We start from the raw sequence: 17,881 nt of genomic DNA on the forward strand, positions 1-17,881 counted from the left end.
GGCTATGCGCTGGCGCGGCCGGCGCTGGGGGGTCTTCGGGGCCGAGGGGCGGCCGCGGCCGTCGCGGGGCGCGCGGGAGCGGGAATCACGACCTCGACGTTCGTCGGAAAAGCTTCCCATGGGTGATAACCTCGTGTTCGTTTGTGCGTGGGTTCGTTATCAGCGCCATTATGGCGCAAAACTCCGCGCGCGTGGACCACCTTAAGGAAAAGACCAGGTTTCGGGAACGACCGCGCCGGCGCTGCCGGGGTGGGACGGTAGGGCGCCCGGTCGCAGGCCTCCCCACCGCCGCTTTTTCGGCCCGGGGTGGCACTCTTTTGGAGTTTGGTACGGTTCGGCATGGCCCCAAGCGCAGAGCGGCCGGCGTTTCCCCAGGTCAGGTTTTACGCGTGGGAGGCCGACCGCGCCCACAACGGCCATTTGGGCGAAAAAAGCGTACCAAACTCCGGATAAGTGCCATCCCGGGCCGAAAAAGTGGCATCGGCGTCCGGCGACGACGCAGAAGCCGCCCGCCCTAGGCCAGCGTGGCGGCCTTCTGGGCGATGGCGTCGGTCGAGCGCTGGATCTTGGCGTCGATGCGCGCCTTCTCATCACCCTCGGCCGGCGTGGGCTGGTAGTTGTTGCGCGAGCTCGACGACGACACCGAGCAGGCGATGAACTCCACCGCATCGTCGCGCGCCACCTCGTCGCCCGTCACGGTGAACGTCTGCTGGAAGATCATGCAGTCCTTGTCGGCGGGGTTGGAGTTGCCGCCGAAGCAGAAGTTCCCGAGCGAGTACACGATATAGCGCCCCTCGTAGACCTCCCAGCCCTGGATGACGTGGGGATGCGATCCCACCACCAGGTCGGCGCCGGCGTCGATGGCCGCGCGACCCAGCATCATCTGGGTGTCGTTGGGCACGGTCTCGCGCTCGATGCCCCAATGGATGTAGACGAGCACAAGCTGCGCGCCGTTGTCGCGCGCCTCCTGGATGCGCGCCACCATGTCGTCTTTCATCCCCTCGTGCTCGGCCAACTCATAAGCGCCCACGAGGCCCACCTTCACGCCCTTCACGTCCACGTAGCCGATGCGCTCGTAGCCGAACGACGGCACGCCCTCCGCGTCGAGGGCGGCAATGGTGTCCTGGTAGCTCTGCTCGCCGTAGTCGCGCGAGTGGTTGTTGGCCAGCGAAGCGGCCTCCACGCTCGAGCTGGAGAGGATGGCGGCGAACTCGGCCGGGCCCTTGAAGGCGAAGGTCTTGTCGGCGCGGGCGTTCGAGGTGGTGAGCGTTCCCTCCATGTTGACGATGGTCAGATCGTCGGCGGCGAAGAGGGGCTGGACGTTGCGCAGGAAGTAGCTCGGATCGTCCACCGCCTCGAACATCGCGTTGAGGCTGGTGGCGTAGTCGAAGGCGGAATCGGTGCCGAGCGTGCAGTCGCCCGCGAACGTGACGGTGAGGCTGACCGGCTGGGGCTCGGGCTGGGGCTGGTCAGACGCGTCGAGCGCGGGAGACCCCTGCGCGTCGGGCGCGGGAGCGGGAGCATTGGCGCGATCCGCCAGCTGGAAGCCGATGGCCACCAGCAGCACCGCGATGACGCCGATGGTGGCGACGCGCGCCAGGGAGAGCCCCCGCCCGCGAGGCTGCTCGTAGCCGTATCCCCCTCTTCGCGCCATGGTTCTCTCCCCTTCTGCCCTCCGAGGCCGCTCCTGCTGCCGCTTTTCTCCGCCATTCTGGCACTGATCGACGGTTTGGTATGGCTTACCGCGGCCCAAGGCGCGCTGCGGCCGACGTTTCCCCTGATCGCGTTTGCGAGAGAGGAGCCAACCGCGCAAAACACGCCCTCTGAGCCGAAAAGCGTATACCAAACCGTCGATTAGCGCCATCTCGCAGCCGAAAGGCGGCGGTGGCCGGATCCTGGCGCGCGATACGCGCCGCGCGCGTCACGAGGGCGAGGCAGAGCTGGGGCAGGCCCACGAGGGGGGTCGCGCTATCGGAGGGCAGGCGGCGCCCCGATTGTCAGGCGACGACGGGCGCTGGGTCGCCCCGGCTGCCGACACCCCAGCGCCCGGCCGTCGCAGAGAGCCCTCCGCCGCCCCGGCCAAGCCCGCGCACCGGAAGGCGCCATGGACGGCGGGCGATGCACGAGCCTCCGGGCTCCTCTGGGGAAGCACCCGGCATGCGGGAGCCGCTAGGAGGCAGGAGCCCCGAGCGCCACAGGGCACCGCTGCGAGAGCAGCCTCCCAAGGCGCTGCTGGGGCATCGGACCTCACCCAAGGCGCCGCCAGGGCGACCCGCGCGCCGGCGCCCCCCCACCGCGACTCCGCCGCTGCCGCAACTCGCCCGCCCGCCGCCCCGCGCCCCGCGCGGCGGTAACGGGGCGCTGACGTTGGCAACGGGCGCGTGAGAAGGGGGTGACGCGCACGCCACGACCGAGCGTGGGCGCGGAGGATGGCCGCGGGCATCCGTAGAATGAGGGGCGACCGTTGGGAGAGGTCGGGTTCCGCGAGAGCGCAGCCGCTGGCAAGGCGGTGCCGTCGCGGAAAGGTTGGACGCCATGAGACTGGGTGTCACTGCGAGGAAAGCCGCGGGAACGGATCGTTTCCGCCGATCAGACGTCAGGCAGGCGCCGCGTCGCCTCGCCGATGCGCGCGGAGCCGCGATCGCCTGCGCGCGGGCAGAGGCCCCCACGCAAGCAGCCGTCGCGCTGGATACGGGCGCGCAGGGCCGGCGGGCTGCCGGGCGCAGGCAGCGCGGACGGGCAGTCGCGCCCGTGGGCGTCGCGCAGAACGCGAGCAGCCGGCGAGCAGGCGTCGCAGGCGTCGCCGGTGCGCCCAGCGCGCCGGCGCGGGAGACCGCCGCGGGTCGCACGGACGCATGGGCGCAAGACGCCGGGCAGGCGAGCGCGCGCACGCGGGAGGCGCCGGCGCGGGCGCATCCGTGGTTCGCGCTTCTCGTGGCGGCCGGCGTGGCGCTCGGGCTGGCAATCCCCTGCGCAGCCTGGGCGAGCGAGGCCACCGTCGCCGGCATGGTGGAGCGCCAGGCCGCCTGCGCTGCCGACGGGCTGCTGGCCAGCGGCGTGGAGACCGGCACGGCAGCGGCTGAGCCCAAGGCGGTGCTCGATGACAACGACCTGCCCGCCGAAGCCGCCGAGCGCGCAGCCGCCGAAGCCACGCGAGCCGCACGAGCCGCCGAAGCCGAGGCCGAGGCCGCCCGCACCACAGCCCCCTCCGCCGAGGCCGGCGACGACGCGGCGGGCGGCTCCTCTTCCGGCAGCGCATCCTCCCTTCCGCCGCGCACCATCAGCGTGGCAGGCTCCTCTATGGGCTACGTCGACTCCTACCAGAGCGCCTCGGCGCCCTCTTCCGGCGCGGGCCTGTGGATGGGGTCGGATAGCACCACCGACGGCAGCTGGGCCTACTTCATCGGGCACAACCCCGGGCCGTTTCATGGCGTGATGGAACTGGGGCAGGGCGCCGCGGTCACCGTCTGCGACGGCAGCGGCAACGCGCGCACCTACCATGTGGTTGACGTGTTCACCGTCCCCGACGCCACCTACTGGGAGGACATCCAGGGTCGCGTGACCGGCCATGGCGAGTCGGTCATCCTCCAGACCTGCGTCGGCGACCATGCCAGCTACCGCATCGTGGTGGCCGCTTAGCGCCACGGTCGGCCGGAACCCGAGCGCGCCCGCCCGCCTATGGCGCGACACGGGCGCCCGCCCGCCGCTCGTCCGCCCACGGCGCGCCGCGTCCGCCCGTCTGCCCGCCGCCTGCGGCGCCGGAGAGCCTAGAAGAACGTCTGCGTGAGCCAGGCTGCGTACTCGCCGGTCCACATGGCGCCGAGCTCGTCGAACACGCGCGCCCAGTCGATCTCCTCGTCGAGCAGCAGCTCCAGGTAGTGGCGGCTGCGCAGGGGCGTGTCGGGTGCGGCAAGCAGGGCCTGCGCGATGGTGTAGGTGCAGGTAGGACACATGGTGACGAGGGTCTCCGCCCGCGTCTTGAGCGCCTCGTCGATGACGCGCTCCACGCGGCGCTGGGTGACGTCGGTGTCGTAGGACGCCACGGCCCCGCCCGCCCCGCAGCAGAGCGTCCCCTTCATCCGGTGGTCGATCTCGCGGCGCTCGGCATCGGGCGTGTAGCGCTCCAGCAGCCCGCGGATGGCGCGGCCGTGCCGGCCCTCGGCGCGGTCGTGGCACGAGTCGAACACCGCAAACGACGCCACCGGCGCCGGTGTAAAGCCAGGCGCGCGCCCCTCCGCCTCCAGCTCGGCGGCGCGGCGCAGCATGAGCTCGGGCAGCGGCACCACCTCGATCACGCCGTCGAGCAGCTCGGCGAACTCCTCGCCGCAGCCCGGGCAGACGGTGACCAGGCGCGTGATGCCCGCGGCGAGCATCTGGTCGAGCACGCGCTGGCGCAGCGCCGCCGCACGATCGAACAGCCCCGCGCTCATGAGCGGACTGCCGCAGCAGTCGTCCGACAGCGCCCAGGCAAAGCCGGCCTCGGTGAGCCACGCGCCGGCCTTGCGAACAACCTCGGGCGCGTAGCTGACGAGCGAGCAGCCGGGGAAGAACAACGTGTCAGCCAGGCCCGGCCCGTGCTCGGCGGCCTGGGCGAGCGATGTGAACTCCGGATAGCCGATGCCGCAGATGGCCCGGTAGGCGCTGAAGATGTGCCACTCCTCGTCGACCATCACCAGCTTCTCGGTGGGCATGAGGCCGGCCTCGCGGAACAGCGCGCGCCACGCCCGCATGCGCTCGGGCGCCAGCACGTGATGGGCGCACGAGGCGGTGCAGTAGCCGCAGAAGCAGCAGCGGCGCAGCGCGTGGTAGAGCTCGGGGCGCTCCTGCACGAGGGCGAGCGTGGCCGCCGGACGTTCCTCGGGCGTCAGGGCCATGAGCCCGTCGTAGGCCGCCTCCACGGTGCCCACGTCGAGTCCCGGCTGCTGGAGCACCTCGCAGCGCAGGGTGCAGCGACGACAATGCGAGCAGGTCAGCTGCTTGTTGGCCCAGGCGGCCAGGATGTCGATCTTCGGTGCGGCGAGCCCGGCCAGGGCGTCCTGCTCGGCCGGCGTCAGCTTCTGCGCTCTCTGCATGGCGGGATCCTCTCTCCTCACCCGAGCAGTCTAACGCAACCGGGGCGCGACCGGCCGCCGCGCCCCGGGGTTCATCGCAGGTTTTCGGTCGCCTCGCCGCAACGAGCCGCTGGGGCGGCGGGCTGGCGACCAGGCAGGTGGGCGCGGCGCCTAGCCCATGGCCGCGCGGAGGGCGGCCAGCAGGTCGTCGTACTCCTCGAAGGCGGTGAGGTCGGGGTTCTCCGCCTTGATCTCATCGGTGCTGCGGAACAGGAACCCTGCCTTCGAGTCGCGGATCATACCCAGGTCGTTGTAGGAATCGCCAGCGGCCAGCGTCTGGAAGCCACAGCTGTGCAGCGCGCGCACCGTGGTGAGCTTGGTCTGCTCGCAGCGCATGCGAAAGCCGGTGATGGCCCCGTCGTCGGCCACCTCCAGCTCGTTGCAGAAGATGGTAGGCCAGCCGAGCTTCTCCATGAGGGGCTGCGCGAACTGGGTAAACGTGTCGGAGATGATGATGACCTGGCCCTCGGCGCGCAGGGCGTCCAAAAACTCCTTGGCGCCGGGCATCGGGTCGATGGTGGCGATGATGGCCTGTATCTCCTTGAGGCCCAGGCCGCGGTCGCGCAGGATGCCCAGGCGGTACTCCATCAGCTTGTCGTAGTCGGGCTCGTCGCGGGTGGTGCGCTTGAGCTCGGGGATGCCCGAGGCCTCGGCGAACGCGATCCAGATCTCCGGGACCAGCACGCCTTCCAAATCCAAGCAGGTGATGTACATGGGGGTTCCTTCCGTCGGCCGAGATGGCGGGACGCGCAGCCGCCAGGCAGGCAGCGGGCGCACGCCCGGCGGCCGGCAGCAGGGGCGAGCGCGCCCTCCGATGGCGCCATTCTAGCGCCGGCCCGCGGCCGATCCGCCCGCGCGGCGGATCGGGGGGCGCGTGCGCTGCGCGAGCGGCGGGGCGAGGGGTTGGGGAGCTGGGGGGTTGGGGGGTTGGGGGTTGGGGGGCAAATCAGGAGGCGAACCTTCGAAAAAGAGCGCGCCGCCGCAAATTCGCGCGGTTTTGCACCCGCCAAAGGCGGCTAGAGGGCCGAAAAGCGCCCCTTCGACCCCCTTTGAGCGACGTTTTCAGGGAAAAGCTGCGATTAGGGGGCTAGCAAGAGTGCAAAACCGCGCGAATTTGCAGAAACACCCGCGAAAAACGAAGGCCCGCGGGCTAAGCGGGTGGCAGAGGGAGGGCACCAGGGACGCGGGCCAGGCCGTCCGTGGCCACGAGAAGGTAGTTGTCCTGAGCGGAGAAGCCCTCGTCCGCGCAGGGAATGACGGAGACGTGATCGAAGGCACGCTCGAGGGCGCGGCCGGCGGCGATGAGGGCGGCAACACCCTCCGGCGAGCCGGGCACCACGACATTAACCAGGTAAAGGCCACCTGGCGCCAGGCCCGCGCGCACAAGCGCGAGGCCCTCGGGCGCGAGGAGCCCCGCATCAGGGTCGACACCTTGAAAGACGTCGTTGAGGATGGCGTCATAGGGTGCCAAAGGGTCACACCTAATGGCACCTAATGTCAAAGGGTCACACCCAATGGCACCCAGCGGGGCAGCAGCGCCGGCCAGGCGGGCAGACGACCTGAGCGCAGGCGCAACGTCCGAGCAACCCAGCGGGGTAACCGCGTCAGGTGTCAAAGGGTCACACCCAATGGCACCCAATGGGACAGCAGCGTCGGCCAGGTAGGCAAGGGCATCGGCGACGATGACACGCAGCCGGCCGGCATGAGCGCGCTCGGCGTCGGCCAGGAAGAAGCGCTCGCGGGCCAGCGCGACGATGGCCGGATCGGCCTCCACCACGTCAAGCTCCACATCTCCGCGGCGTGCGAGCACATGACGCGGGTAGGCGAACGCGCCGCCTCCGAGCATGAGCACGCGACGCATGGGCACGCCTGCGTCAAAGATCGCATCGAAGGCGCGCAGGTAGGCAAAGGGCGCCTCGGGCCGGCCGTCCACGTAGGCAGCCGACTGAAAGGCGCCGCCCACCTCGAGCACGCGGATGGCCGCGCCATCAGGCCCCTCGGTATCGTAGACGCGCGCCGGGCCGAACATCGTCGGCGCCGCGCCGTCTCGCCCGCGCCGCCACGGCCACCTCATCGCACGCGCCCCCTCTCACCGCCGGCAGCGTGCGGGGCGCGTTCCTCCCCCGCCTCGCAGCACGCAGCCCCGCACGACGCGTTAGCATCGGCCGCAACCACAGATCGCACCGGAGGCGCAGGCATGCCAGCCCCCTCGACCGGCCGCTCATCGGAACGAGGCGCGTCAAGAGCGCCTCCCGTGGCTGCACCCGAAGCGTCCCGAAACCGGCGCTGGCAGCAGGCAGCATCCGCGGCAGGCCGCATCGCGAGGGCGGGTACGCCCAAGCCACCCCCACCCGAACGCCGGACAGCCCCACGCGCCGCGTCCACGGACCGCCGCTGATAGAGGCCGACGTCCTCGAAGCCCAGGCGACGGTAGTAGTCGCGCGTACCCACGGCGCTGATGACGTTGACGGCGCCATAGCCGGCCGCCGCCGCGCGGGCGCACGCCTCCTCCACGAGCCGCCGGCCCAGGCCGCGGTGCTGAACGCCAGCCGCCGTGCGCGCGAGCGGCGAGGTGCGCCCGTAGACGTGCACCTCGCGAATCATCGCCTCGCCTGCGCCAACGGGTACGCCCGGGTGCTTCGCGAGCGCCTCGGGCATCGGCAGCGACAGCCGCAGGAAGCCGGCGATGCGGTTGTCCGGCGTAACCCACTGCAGGAAGAGCTCACGACTCGCTACCGTGTCGTACGGCACGACCTCAAGGCGCAGCGACGCCTCGTCCACCTCCGCCCCTGCAATCTCGCGGCTGCGGATCTCCCGCACGAGCGGCGCGACAGCTTCGCCGCGCCTTCCCGCCGTCCCCCGGGGCGCGCCCCTCCTCCCGTCGCCCGCGCCCAACGGCGTGCCAGGCGCCTGCGCGACGGAAAGACCCGCGCGCGCGTCGACCGAGGAACAGCCGCCGGAAGGCGTCTCCCGGCCTGCCGTCCGTCCGGCGACGTGCGGGAACTCCGCCAGCGCGCAGCCGCCGAGGCCGGATTCGCCGCGCTCCCCCGCCCCCTCGCCAAGGCGACGATCCACCAGCTGGCGAAGGTTGGTCTTGCGGTTGCCGGCCACGATGTCGTGGGCCGATATGTCGCGGATCATACGCGAGATGCGCGTCCAGGACGGCGTGACGCGCACATCGGCGGCGAGCAGCGCCACGAGCGTCTCCTCATCGTAGGGCGCCCACTCCCCCGCCGCGTAGCGCGCGGCAAGCGGCGTGCCCGCCGTGAGCACGCAGGGGTAGAGCTTGACCTCGTCGGGCAGGAAGCGCGGCTCGCTTACAAGGCGATGGTAGTCGCGCGCGTCGGCCGCGGGCGTGGCACCCGGCAAGTTGGCCATGAAGTGCGCATGGATCTTGAAGCCGAACAGACGCAGCAAGGCGAAGGCGCGCGCGACGGCATCCACCGTCCGCGCATCGCCGCGTCCGCTGGCAGCCAGAACGGCGGGATCGAGCGACTGCACGCCCATCTGCACCTTCGTGCAGCCGAGCCGCCGCAGGTCGATGAGGGCCGGCACGTCCACAAGCTCCGGACGCGTCTCCACCACCAGCCCCACGCATCGGCACGCCGCGCCCTCGTTGTCCCGCTGCGCGGCCTCCACCTCGTCCCAGGCGGCGACCTGGAACGCCGCCGCTCGCTCCCAGGACGCGGACGGCGCGCCGTCCGCTGCGCGCGAGGATCCCGCCGAGCCGCCCGGGGGCTGAGCATCGGCGGTACCCACCTGCTCCCCTGTTCCATAGAGCTGCCTGACGGCCTGGTTGTAGGTCAGGCGGCCCTCGTTCACCGATTCCTGGACGGAGGCGACGCGGGCGGCGCAGTCGGCGCGCTCGGAGGGGATGCCGAGGGCCTCGTAGCGAGCGCGGCGCTCGGCCGCCTGGCGCTCGGCGGCAGGCGCGACGCCGTCGTTGAGGGCGCGAAACAACTCGGCGACGAACCAGCGGCGGTAGCCCTCCGGGTAGTCGCTCCACGTGCCGCCGAGCACGATCAGCTCCACTTTGTCCACCGGATGCCCCATCTGCGCGAGCGTGCGCAAGCGGGCGCTCACCTGCAGGTAGGGATCGAAGAACGCACGCTCGGCCCGCTGGCAGGCGGGCTCGTCGGCCAGGTAGCTCTTGGGCATACGCACGTCATTGGGACAGTACAGACAGCCGCCGGCGCAGGGCCACGGCTTGGTGATGACGGTGACGGTGGCCACGCCCGAGGCCGTGCGCCGCGGCTTCATCCGCAGCAGCGCCATGAGGCGCTCCTCTAAGGCGGCGTCCACCGCCCACGCGCGCCAGCGCTCGGGCTCCTCGTCGCGGACACGCAGGTAGAACGGCAGGAGCGCCTTCTTCACGTAGCGACGTTCCGAGCCGCCCGCGCGACGGTTGCGCTCGTCGAGCAGCCGCGCGAGGCCGCGCGCGTCAAGCGGTACGCCCGTTCCCGCCGCCTCGGCCCGCAGCCGCGTCAATATGTCGAGGATCACCTCTTCCATGGCACGAGATTGTACCGGAAGCGACGTTGCCACGCCGCAGTGAGGGGATAAGGGGGCGGGGGCGGGGGCGGGGGCGGGGGCGGGGGCTGGGGCTGGGGCTGGGGGCAGAATTCCACCCCTTTACCTGGGGCGCAGCAGGTTTTTCGCGAAGTTACCCAAGATTATGTGACAACGAACGCATGCGACTCCCCCACAATGAGCCGCTCCGGGGCAGCCGAGAAGGTCTGGCAGGCGGCCCTGGAGCCAGGGGGCGCGGCCGGCGGCCACGGGCCCGGGGGAACAATGGCCCCGAAGCCGCTGCCGCGCCCAACCCGATGCCCCGGCCGACCCTCTTCCTCTTGCGGCCGGGGCACCTGCGGCAACGCCTTCTGCACAGGGGGCTGCCGCCCTGCCCGCCCACCCCTTGGCCACGCGAGTCGCCAGGCGTCTTGCCCTTCGCCTGTCGCTTGCGGTCGCCCCTCCCTATCTCGCGCCCCGCCGTCCTGCTCCTCACAGGCGGCCGGGGCGCGCAGATCCCCGTCGGCCCGCGACCGACGCGATGCCGCCCTGCAGCCGCGGCGCGCGCGGATCGCGGGCCGACACGCTCTGGGCTACAATGGCCCCATGGACACCACCACCGCCCAACGACTCAACGAGCTGAACGCCCGCTTCTACCGGGAGCACGCCTCGTCGTTCTCAGCCACGCGCCAGGCACCGTGGGAGGGCTGGCGGCGCTGCCTGGCCAGGGCGCTCGAAGCGCTTGGCGAACCGCACGCCTCTGACCCCGCCCCGGCCGATCCCGCCGCGGGCGCGATGCCACCTCGCAACCTCCAGGCCACCGGCAAGATCCGCGCATCCGGGGGTGCCGCCGCGGGAGACGCGCCACGGCCCTCGGACGAAAGCGCCCCGGCCGGGGACGCACGGCGCTTCGCCTGGCCTCCCAACGCCCGCACGTCCCCCGCGCCTGACGGGCGAACGCTCCGCGTGCTCGACCTGGCATGCGGGAACCTGCGCTTCGAGCGCTTCCTCATGGACGCGCTGCCCGACCTTGCGATCCGCGTGGATGCCGTGGACAGCTGCGCGACCCTCGCCGACGGCGCCACCGCGCTGCCCGGCGTGCGCTTCCACGAGCTGGACGTAGTGTCAGCGCTCCTGGGCGGCGCGGGCACGGCGGCGAGCCAAGCGCGAGCCGAGGCCGGCGACCGCGCGTCAGCGGACAATCCGACGGCGGTCGTGGCGGGCGCCCCGCTCGCCCTGCCCCGACTCACACCCTGCGACCTGGCCGTGAGCTTCGGGTTCCTCCACCACGTGCCCGGCTTCGAGCAGCGCGCGGCAGCGCTCGCGGCGCTCGTCGCGCAGCTGCGACCCGGCGGCGTGGCGGCCGTTTCGCTCTGGCAGTTCCTTGATGACGAGCGCCTGGCGCGCAAGGCGGCGACCAGCCATCCCGCCGCCCTCGTCGACCTAGGCCTTGATGAGTCCGCGCTCGACGAGGGAGACCGCCTGCTGGGCTGGCAGGACGCTCTCGGCGCCTGGCGCTACTGCCACCACTTCGCCGAGTCCGAGGTCGACGCCCTCTCGGCCGCCGTGTGCGCCGCCACCGGCGCCCGCGAGCTGGCGCGCTTCAGCGCCGACGGCGCCTCCGGCCGCCTCAACCGCTATCTCCTCCTCCAAGTCTCCGCGTAGCCACGCCCTCCCCGCAGCGCGGGCGCCCGCCCTCCCGCGCTCGCCGCGCAGGCAGCGCTCCACGACCCGGCGGCCCGGCCCACAGCGGGCCGCCGCCACTTTTTCCCTCCGAAATGGCACTAATTGGCAGTTTGGTACGGTAAGACGAGCGCGCTGGAGCGGCAGGCCGGCCAGCTGGTTTCTGCGACCTGGGAAAACGCCGACTGGGCATCATCCAGCGCGCCCTCGGAAACGCCAAAGGGCCTCGCGCACCGTACCAAACTGCCAATTAGTGCCATTTTCCGGCGAAAAAGCGGCTGTAAGCCCCCCCCCCGCTCCGCCCCGGCGCTTCCTACGGTTCGGAGGAACCCGCCGCACGGCCGGGTCGGGCGCGGGCGGCGCCGCTATACTGTGACGCGACACCCGACCACGGAAAGGCACGCCATGGAACACGAGGATACCGCCTGCGGCGTCGACGGCCTGATCAGCTTGCTCGGCATCCGCTTCACCGAGGCCACGCCCGAGCGCTGCGAGGCCGTCATGCCCATCACCGATGCCGTCCTCCAGCCTTTCGGCTTCGTGCACGGCGGCGCCACGCTCGCCCTGCTCGAGACGGTGGCCAGCCGCGCAGCCGAGCTGCGTGCCGACCTGGAGACCGAGCGCCCCTTCGGCACGCGCGTCGACGTGCGCCACCGCAAGTCAGGCCGTGCGGGCAGCGTCCGCGGCGTTGCTGAGCTCGAGCGCGTGGAGGACGTCAAGCAGATATGGCGCGTCAACGCCTACGACGACGAGGGCGACGTCATGTCCACCGGCACCTTCGAGACGAAGATCGTCACCCTCGCCTACCTGGCCGAGAGGGGGCGCCGATGAAGGTTCTCACGCTCAACGCGGGCAGCTCGTCGCTCAAGTACCAGCTCATCGACCTGGCCACCGGAGTCGTGCTCATCCGCGGGCTCTGCGAGCGCGTGGGCGGACCCGATGCAGTCCACACCTTCGACCGCGGCTTGGGCGAGCTCAAGCGCGCCGAGCCCCTCCGCGATCACCACGACGCGCTCCAACGCGTGATCGCCGTGCTCACCGAGGTCGAGCGCGGGCCCATCCGCAGCCTGGCGGACATCGACGCCGTGGGCCATCGCATCGTGTCGGGCGGCGAGTTCTTCAGCGCATCCACCCTCATCGACGATGACGTGCTCGACAAGATCGCCGTCTGCTCGGAGCTCGCTCCCCTGCACAACCCGCCGGCGCTCAACGTCATCCGCGCCTGCCGCGAGCTCATGCCCGACATCCCCGAGGTGGCCGTCTTCGACACCGCGTTCTTCCAGACGCTGCCGCCGCGCGCCTACGTCTACCCGCTGCCCTACGAGTACTACACCGACTACCAGATCCGCAAGTACGGGGCCCACGGCACGTCGCACCGCTACGTGGCGCGCCATGCCGCCAAGATGATCGGCGCCGATGTGTACGACCTGCGGCTCATCACGTGCCACCTGGGCAACGGCGCGTCCATCGCCGCGGTGGACCACGGAGTGGCCGTGGACACCACCATGGGGCTCACGCCGCTCGACGGGCTCATGATGGGCACGCGCTGCGGCACCATCGACCCGGCCGTGGTGACCCACATCCAGACGCGGTTGGGCTACACGCCCGAGCAGATGAACGAGGTCATGAACAAGAAGAGCGGGCTTCTGGGCGTGTCCGGCGTGTCGAGCGACCTGCGCGCGGTAGAGGAGGCGGCGCTGGCCGGCAACGAGCGCGCCGTGCTGGCGCTTGAGCTGTACGCGTACTTCATCAAGCGCTACATCGGCCAGTACTTCGCCGTGCTGGGCGGCGCGGACGCCATCGTGTTTACGGCCGGCGTGGGCGAGAACTCCGAGTACATGCGCGAGAAGTGCCTGGCCGGGCTGGAGCCGCTCGGCATCGTGCTCGATGCGCGAAGGAACCGCCTGCGCGCCGGCGAGCGCATCATCTCCGAGGATCGGTCGCGCGTGAAGATCATGGTGATCCCCACCAACGAGGAGCTGATGATCGCCCGAGACGTGGAGAAGATCGTCGACGAGCTGCGCCACGCCGAGGAGCGCCGGGAAGAGGTGGAAGAGACGCTGGTGTAGCGCCGGGCCGGGACGCGGGGACGCCGGGGGGTGGATGCGCCCCGTCGCGGCAGGCGCTCGCGGGGCAGCGGGAGGCGCGGGGCCGGATGCGTGCCGCCGCGGCGGGCGCTCGCGCGGCAGCGAGGGACGCGGGAGGCGCGGGAGGCACGCTGGGCGGGAAGGACGCCCGACCTGATGGAGCCAGGCCGCGGAGGCCGCGTGCGGCTTGTCCGCCAGGAGGAGCCAGATGCGAGCCACAGCGGCGGGCGCGAAACTGGGAGAAGTCGGCCACCCACTGGTTGCCCATGATGACGTAGCACAGGGCCGTGCGGGGCAGCGGGGAACGCGGGGGCCGGATGCGGGCCGTCGCGACGGGCGCTCGCGCGGCAGCGGGAGGCGCGGAGAATCCGCGGAAGCCGCGTGCGGCATGCTCACTGGGAGGAGGCGCGGGGGGCAGGGCGAGGGGACGCGGGAGGCCGCGTGCGCCCCGTCGCGGCGGGCGCTCGCAAGGCCACATAACCGGATGAGGGCCGTCGCGACAGGCGCTCGCGGGGCAGCGGGGCAGCGGGGGACACGCTGAGCGGGCTGCACTGGGCCAGGCCGCGGAGGCCGCGTGCGGCTTGCCCGCCAGGAGGAGCCATACCGGGCCAGGGCGCGGGGGGGTCGGATGCACCCCGTAGCAACAGGCGCTCGCAGGACCACAGAACCGGAGCCCCCCCCCCGCAGCAGGTGCTCGCCCCCTGCGGGAGGCCTCCGCGACGCGACGGCCACAGGGACATGGCCACGGGAAACGCGGCCATGGGAAGGTTGTGGCACAAAATTACCGATGGTTTACTTTCTTCCTCCCTCCCCCTAGAATACGCGTGTTAACCATATTAAACTTGTAGGCGGCACCGGAGCCCATCGCCAAGCGAGGGCGCCGCGCCGCGAGAGGGGGGAACGCTCCATGCTTGACAGGCGGCTGCTGGCCCTGGCGCCGGGCGCGCGACGCGCCATCGCGCTGGACGTGGCGCTCCAATGGGTGGGACTGCTGGCAACCATCGCGCTGTTCTACCTGATCGGCCTGTTCCTGCAGGCCGTGCTGGCCGGGACGGCCACCGCCGAGGGCGCCGCCTGGCTGGCCGGCGCGGCCGCCGCGGCCATCATCGTGCGCTGGGCCGCCCAGGCCCAGGCGACCGCCTGCGGGGTGCGCGCCGCCACCGCGGCCAAACAGGCCGTGCGCCAGCAGGTCTACGACAAGCTCGTGCGCCGAGGGCCGGCCTACCGCGAGGACGTCTCCACCGCCGAGGCCGTCCAGGTGTGCGTCGAGGGCTGCGAGCAGCTGGAGAGCTACTTCGCCCAGTACGTGCCGCAGCTGGCCTACGCGCTCATCGCCCCGCTCACGCTGTTCGCGTTCCTCGCGCCGCTGTGCCTGCCGGCCGCCGTGGGGCTGCTCGTCTGCGTGCCGCTCATCCCCCTCTCCATCATGGCGGTCATGCGCGTCGCCAAGCGCACCATGCGCCGCTACTGGGGCTCCTACACCGACCTGGGCGCCAGCTTCCTCGAGAGCATCCAGGGCCTCACCACCCTCAAGGTCTACCAGGCCGACGAGGCGCGCCACCAGGCCATGAACCGCGAGGCCGAGGGCTTTCGCCAGGCGACCATGCGGCTTCTGCGCATGCAGCTGTCATCCATCGCCATCATGGACCTGTTCGCGTTCGGCGGCGCCGCCGTGGGGATCCTGCTCACGCTGGGCAGCTTTGCCGCCGGCAGCGTCACCTTCGCCGGCGCGTTCACCGTCATCTTCCTTTCGGCGGAGTTCTTCATTCCGCTGCGCGCCCTGGGGTCGTACTTCCACACGGCCATGAACGGAATGGCCGTGGCGGAGAAGATGTTCGCCATCCTCAACGTGGCCGAGCCGGCGCGCGGAACGCGTCCCGTGGAGGGGACGGCCCTCGTGGCGCGCGGCGTGGGCTACTCCTACGACGGCGAGCGCACGGTGCTCGACGCCGTGGACGCAGAGGCCCGCCCCGGCGAGCTGGTGGGCATCGCCGGGGCGAGCGGATCGGGGAAGTCGACGCTGGCAGCCGTCCTGTCCGGTGCGGCGCAGGGCTTCACGGGCACCGTGGAGCTGGGCGGCGCCGACATCCGGCAGATCGACCCCGATGCGCTGCGTCGCGCGGTGGTGCGCGTGGGCCACGACAGCTACCTGTTCAAGGGAACGGTGCGCGAGAACCTGCTGATGGCGGCGCCGGCCGCCCCCGACGAGGCCCTCTGGGATGCGCTGCGCCGCTGCCGCCTCGACGCCTTCGTGGCCGCAGCCGGCGGCCTGGACGCGCCGGTGGCGGCGCGCGGCTCCAACCTCTCGGGCGGCCAGCGGCAGCGCCTGGCGCTGGCTCGCGCCATCCTGGCCGACGCGCCGGTGTACCTCCTCGACGAGGCCACGTCGAGCGTCGACGCCGAGAGCGAGGCGGCCATCGTCACGCTCGTCGAGGAGCTGGCGCGCACCCGCACGGTCGTCATGGTGGCGCACCGCCTGAGCACGCTGGCCGGCGCCGATCGCATCTACGTGATGGATCGCGGCCGCGTGGCGGAAAGCGGCACTCACGCCGAGCTGGCCGCGGGCGATGGCCCCTACGCCGCCATGTGGGCGCGCCAGGCTGCGCTCGAGGAGCGCCTCGCCCAGGAGACGCGGGAGGGCGCGGAGACGGCCGCGCGGGCGGCTGCGGCGCCGGGGGCGGGCGCGGAGACGACCGGGGCAGACGGAGGCACGACCGGCCAGGAGGGCGCGGCGGGTGCGGGTGCGGACGCGCCCGGCGCCGGCTCGCACGACGGGCTCCCCACCCGGCGGCGCTCGGCGCTCGCCGTCATGGCGCGGCTGGCCGGCCTCACCCGCCCGCTGCTGCCGGTGATGGCGCTCGCCTGCGCACTCGGCGTGCTCGGCTTCCTCGCCGCCATCTTCCTCACGGTGCTGGGCACGCTCGCGCTGCTGGGGCTGGCCGGCGAGCCCTCGGCCCTCGCGCCGGCCGTCGCCTGCGGGCTCGTGGCGATATGCGGCGTCGCTCGCGGGCCGCTGCGCTACGGCGAGCAGCTCTGCAACCACTACCTCGCCTTCCGCATCCTGGCCCTCGTGCGCGACCGCGTGTTCGCTGCGCTCAGGCGCCTGGCTCCCGCGCGCCTGGAGGGGAAGGATCGCGGCGATCTGGTGGCCCTGGTCACCGCCGACATCGAGCTTCTGGAGGTGTTCTACGCCCACACGCTCTCGCCGGCGGTCATCGCCCTGGTCACCTCGCTCGTCATGGTCGCGTTCATCGGCTCGCTCTCGCCGGCGCTCGGCGCCCTGGCCGCCGCGTCCTACGCGCTCGTGGGCATCGCCGTGCCGTGGGCGGCCTCGCGGGCCAGCGGCACCGGCGGGCGGGCGGTGCGCGACGGCGTGGGTGCGCTCAACACCTATGTGCTCGACAGCCTGCAGGGCCTGGCCGAGACGCTCCAGTACGGCTGCAGCGCCGAGCGGGCCGCCGGGCTGCGCGAGCGCATGGTAAGCCTCTCCGCAGACGAGGAGCGCCTCAAGGGGCGCGGCGCCCTGTTCTCCGCCGGAACCGGCGCGCTCGTCACCGCGCTCGACGTGGCCATGCTGCTGGCCGCGGCAACGCTCGTGGCAGCCGGCCAGATCTCCTTCGCCCAGGGCGCCCTGGCCACCGCCGCGCTCATGGCCTCCTTCGGGCCGGTCATCGCCGTGGCAGCGCTCGGATCGGGCCTTCAGCAGACCCTCGCCTCCGGCGCGCGCGTGCTCGACCTGCTCGACGAGCGCCCCGAGACCGCCGAGGTGCCCGAGGAGGAGGGGGCGCCGCTCACCGCCTTCACCGGGCTCGAGGCGGACGCGGTGAGCTTCGCCTACCGCGGCGGCGAGGAGGTGCTCGCCGACGTGGAGCTTGCCGTGCGCCCCGGCGAGGTGGTGCAGGTGACCGGCCGCAGCGGCACCGGCAAGTCGACGCTGCTCAAGCTGCTCATGCGCTTCTGGGACCCGCGCGCTGGCATCGTGCGGATGAGCGGGCGCAACCTGCGCGAGGTGGGCACCGCGAGCCTCCGGGCGCGCCAGGGCCACATGGCCCAAGACACGCACCTGTTCACGGGAACCCTGCGCGACAACCTGCTGATAGCGCGCCCTGACGCCGATGACGGCGCGCTCGCGGACGCCCTGGAGAAGGCGGCGCTCGCCGATCTGGTGGCCCAGCTGCCCGAGGGGATCGACACGCCCGTGGGCGAGCTCGGCGGCGCGCTCTCCGGCGGCGAGCGGCAGCGGCTGGGACTCGCCCGCGTGTTCTTGCAGGACGCGCCGCTCGTGCTCCTCGACGAGCCTACGTCCAACCTGGACGCGCTCTCCGAGGCGGCAGTGCTCGAGGCGCTGGCCGCCAATCGTGCCGGGCGCACCATCGTGCTCGTGAGCCATCGCGCCACCGCCAGCACCCTCGCCGACCGCACCTACTCGGTGGATCGCGGCGGCGCGTCCTAGGGGCGCGGGCCCGGGCGGGTGCCCCCACCCGGCGTGCC

At 72.1% G+C, this 17,881-nt stretch carries 10 protein-coding genes; 5 read left to right on the forward strand and 5 right to left on the reverse strand.

Going from position 1 to position 17,881, the window contains the following annotated elements; genetic code table 11:
- Window positions 1–514 precede the first annotated feature (514 nt).
- Window positions 515–1,654, reverse strand: coding sequence for a CapA family protein (locus AC6I0Y_RS08640; RefSeq protein WP_497730965.1), 1,140 nt, complete (start codon window positions 1,652–1,654; stop codon window positions 515–517).
- Between the two features lie 1,292 nt (window positions 1,655–2,946).
- Between AC6I0Y_RS08640 and AC6I0Y_RS08645 the strand changes: the two genes are divergently transcribed.
- Window positions 2,947–3,639: a sortase domain-containing protein gene (locus tag AC6I0Y_RS08645; protein WP_497730967.1), complete on the forward strand. Its 693-nt coding sequence runs from the start codon at window positions 2,947–2,949 to the stop codon at window positions 3,637–3,639.
- A gap of 128 nt (window positions 3,640–3,767) precedes the next feature.
- Here AC6I0Y_RS08645 and AC6I0Y_RS08650 read toward each other — a convergent pair whose 3' ends face one another.
- The 4 genes from AC6I0Y_RS08650 to AC6I0Y_RS08665 all read right to left on the reverse strand — a co-directional run bounded on the left by AC6I0Y_RS08650 (window position 3,768) and on the right by AC6I0Y_RS08665 (window position 9,614).
- Window positions 3,768–5,072 carry a (Fe-S)-binding protein gene (locus tag AC6I0Y_RS08650; protein WP_497730969.1) on the reverse strand — a complete coding sequence of 435 codons (1,305 nt, stop codon included), beginning with the start codon at window positions 5,070–5,072 and terminating at the stop codon, window positions 3,768–3,770.
- 150 nt (window positions 5,073–5,222) lie between these two features.
- Window positions 5,223–5,825 carry a bifunctional phosphoserine phosphatase/homoserine phosphotransferase ThrH gene (gene thrH, locus AC6I0Y_RS08655; protein WP_160710551.1) on the reverse strand — a complete coding sequence of 201 codons (603 nt, stop codon included), beginning with the start codon at window positions 5,823–5,825 and terminating at the stop codon, window positions 5,223–5,225.
- Between the two features lie 436 nt (window positions 5,826–6,261).
- On the reverse strand, window positions 6,262–7,185 hold the full coding sequence (locus AC6I0Y_RS08660) for a spermidine synthase (protein ID WP_497730972.1): 924 nt from the start codon (window positions 7,183–7,185) through the stop codon (window positions 6,262–6,264).
- On the reverse strand, window positions 7,182–9,614 hold the full coding sequence (locus AC6I0Y_RS08665; protein WP_497730974.1) for an elongator complex protein 3: 2,433 nt from the start codon (window positions 9,612–9,614) through the stop codon (window positions 7,182–7,184). The genes AC6I0Y_RS08660 and AC6I0Y_RS08665 overlap by 4 nt, the downstream gene beginning before the upstream one ends.
- Window positions 9,615–10,226: 612 nt before the next feature.
- Between AC6I0Y_RS08665 and AC6I0Y_RS08670 the strand changes: the two genes are divergently transcribed.
- The 4 genes from AC6I0Y_RS08670 (at window position 10,227) to cydC (ending at window position 17,843) form a co-directional block, all read left to right on the forward strand.
- A complete protein-coding gene (locus tag AC6I0Y_RS08670; RefSeq protein WP_160710326.1) occupies window positions 10,227–11,285 on the forward strand; it encodes a class I SAM-dependent methyltransferase in 1,059 nt (352 codons plus the stop codon).
- Window positions 11,286–11,708: 423 nt separating this feature from the next.
- Window positions 11,709–12,134 carry a PaaI family thioesterase gene (locus tag AC6I0Y_RS08675; RefSeq protein ID WP_497730976.1) on the forward strand — a complete coding sequence of 142 codons (426 nt, stop codon included), beginning with the start codon at window positions 11,709–11,711 and terminating at the stop codon, window positions 12,132–12,134.
- Window positions 12,131–13,372 (forward strand): acetate/propionate family kinase, encoded by a 1,242-nt coding sequence (locus AC6I0Y_RS08680; protein WP_497730979.1) that lies wholly within the window; start codon window positions 12,131–12,133, stop codon window positions 13,370–13,372. Before AC6I0Y_RS08675 ends, AC6I0Y_RS08680 begins: the two co-directional genes overlap by 4 nt.
- A 925-nt stretch (window positions 13,373–14,297) precedes the next feature.
- Entirely contained in the window at window positions 14,298–17,843 is a 3,546-nt protein-coding gene (cydC, locus tag AC6I0Y_RS08685) for a thiol reductant ABC exporter subunit CydC (RefSeq protein WP_497730982.1), read from the forward strand.
- Window positions 17,844–17,881 lie beyond the last annotated feature (38 nt).

It is taken from the genome of Adlercreutzia sp. St.1H8 (assembly GCF_059728655.1).

Coding starts and splice junctions, on each gene's coding strand:
- AC6I0Y_RS08670 (WP_160710326.1), top strand. CDS start 10,227: ATGGACACCACCACCGCCCAACGACTCAACGAGCTGAACGCCCGCTTC.
- AC6I0Y_RS08675 (WP_497730976.1), top strand. CDS start 11,709: ATGGAACACGAGGATACCGCCTGCGGCGTCGACGGCCTGATCAGCTTG.
- AC6I0Y_RS08650 (WP_497730969.1), bottom strand. CDS start 5,072: ATGCAGAGAGCGCAGAAGCTGACGCCGGCCGAGCAGGACGCCCTGGCC.
- thrH (WP_160710551.1), bottom strand. CDS start 5,825: ATGTACATCACCTGCTTGGATTTGGAAGGCGTGCTGGTCCCGGAGATC.
- AC6I0Y_RS08660 (WP_497730972.1), bottom strand. CDS start 7,185: ATGAGGTGGCCGTGGCGGCGCGGGCGAGACGGCGCGGCGCCGACGATG.
- cydC (WP_497730982.1), top strand. CDS start 14,298: ATGCTTGACAGGCGGCTGCTGGCCCTGGCGCCGGGCGCGCGACGCGCC.
- AC6I0Y_RS08640 (WP_497730965.1), bottom strand. CDS start 1,654: ATGGCGCGAAGAGGGGGATACGGCTACGAGCAGCCTCGCGGGCGGGGG.
- AC6I0Y_RS08680 (WP_497730979.1), top strand. CDS start 12,131: ATGAAGGTTCTCACGCTCAACGCGGGCAGCTCGTCGCTCAAGTACCAG.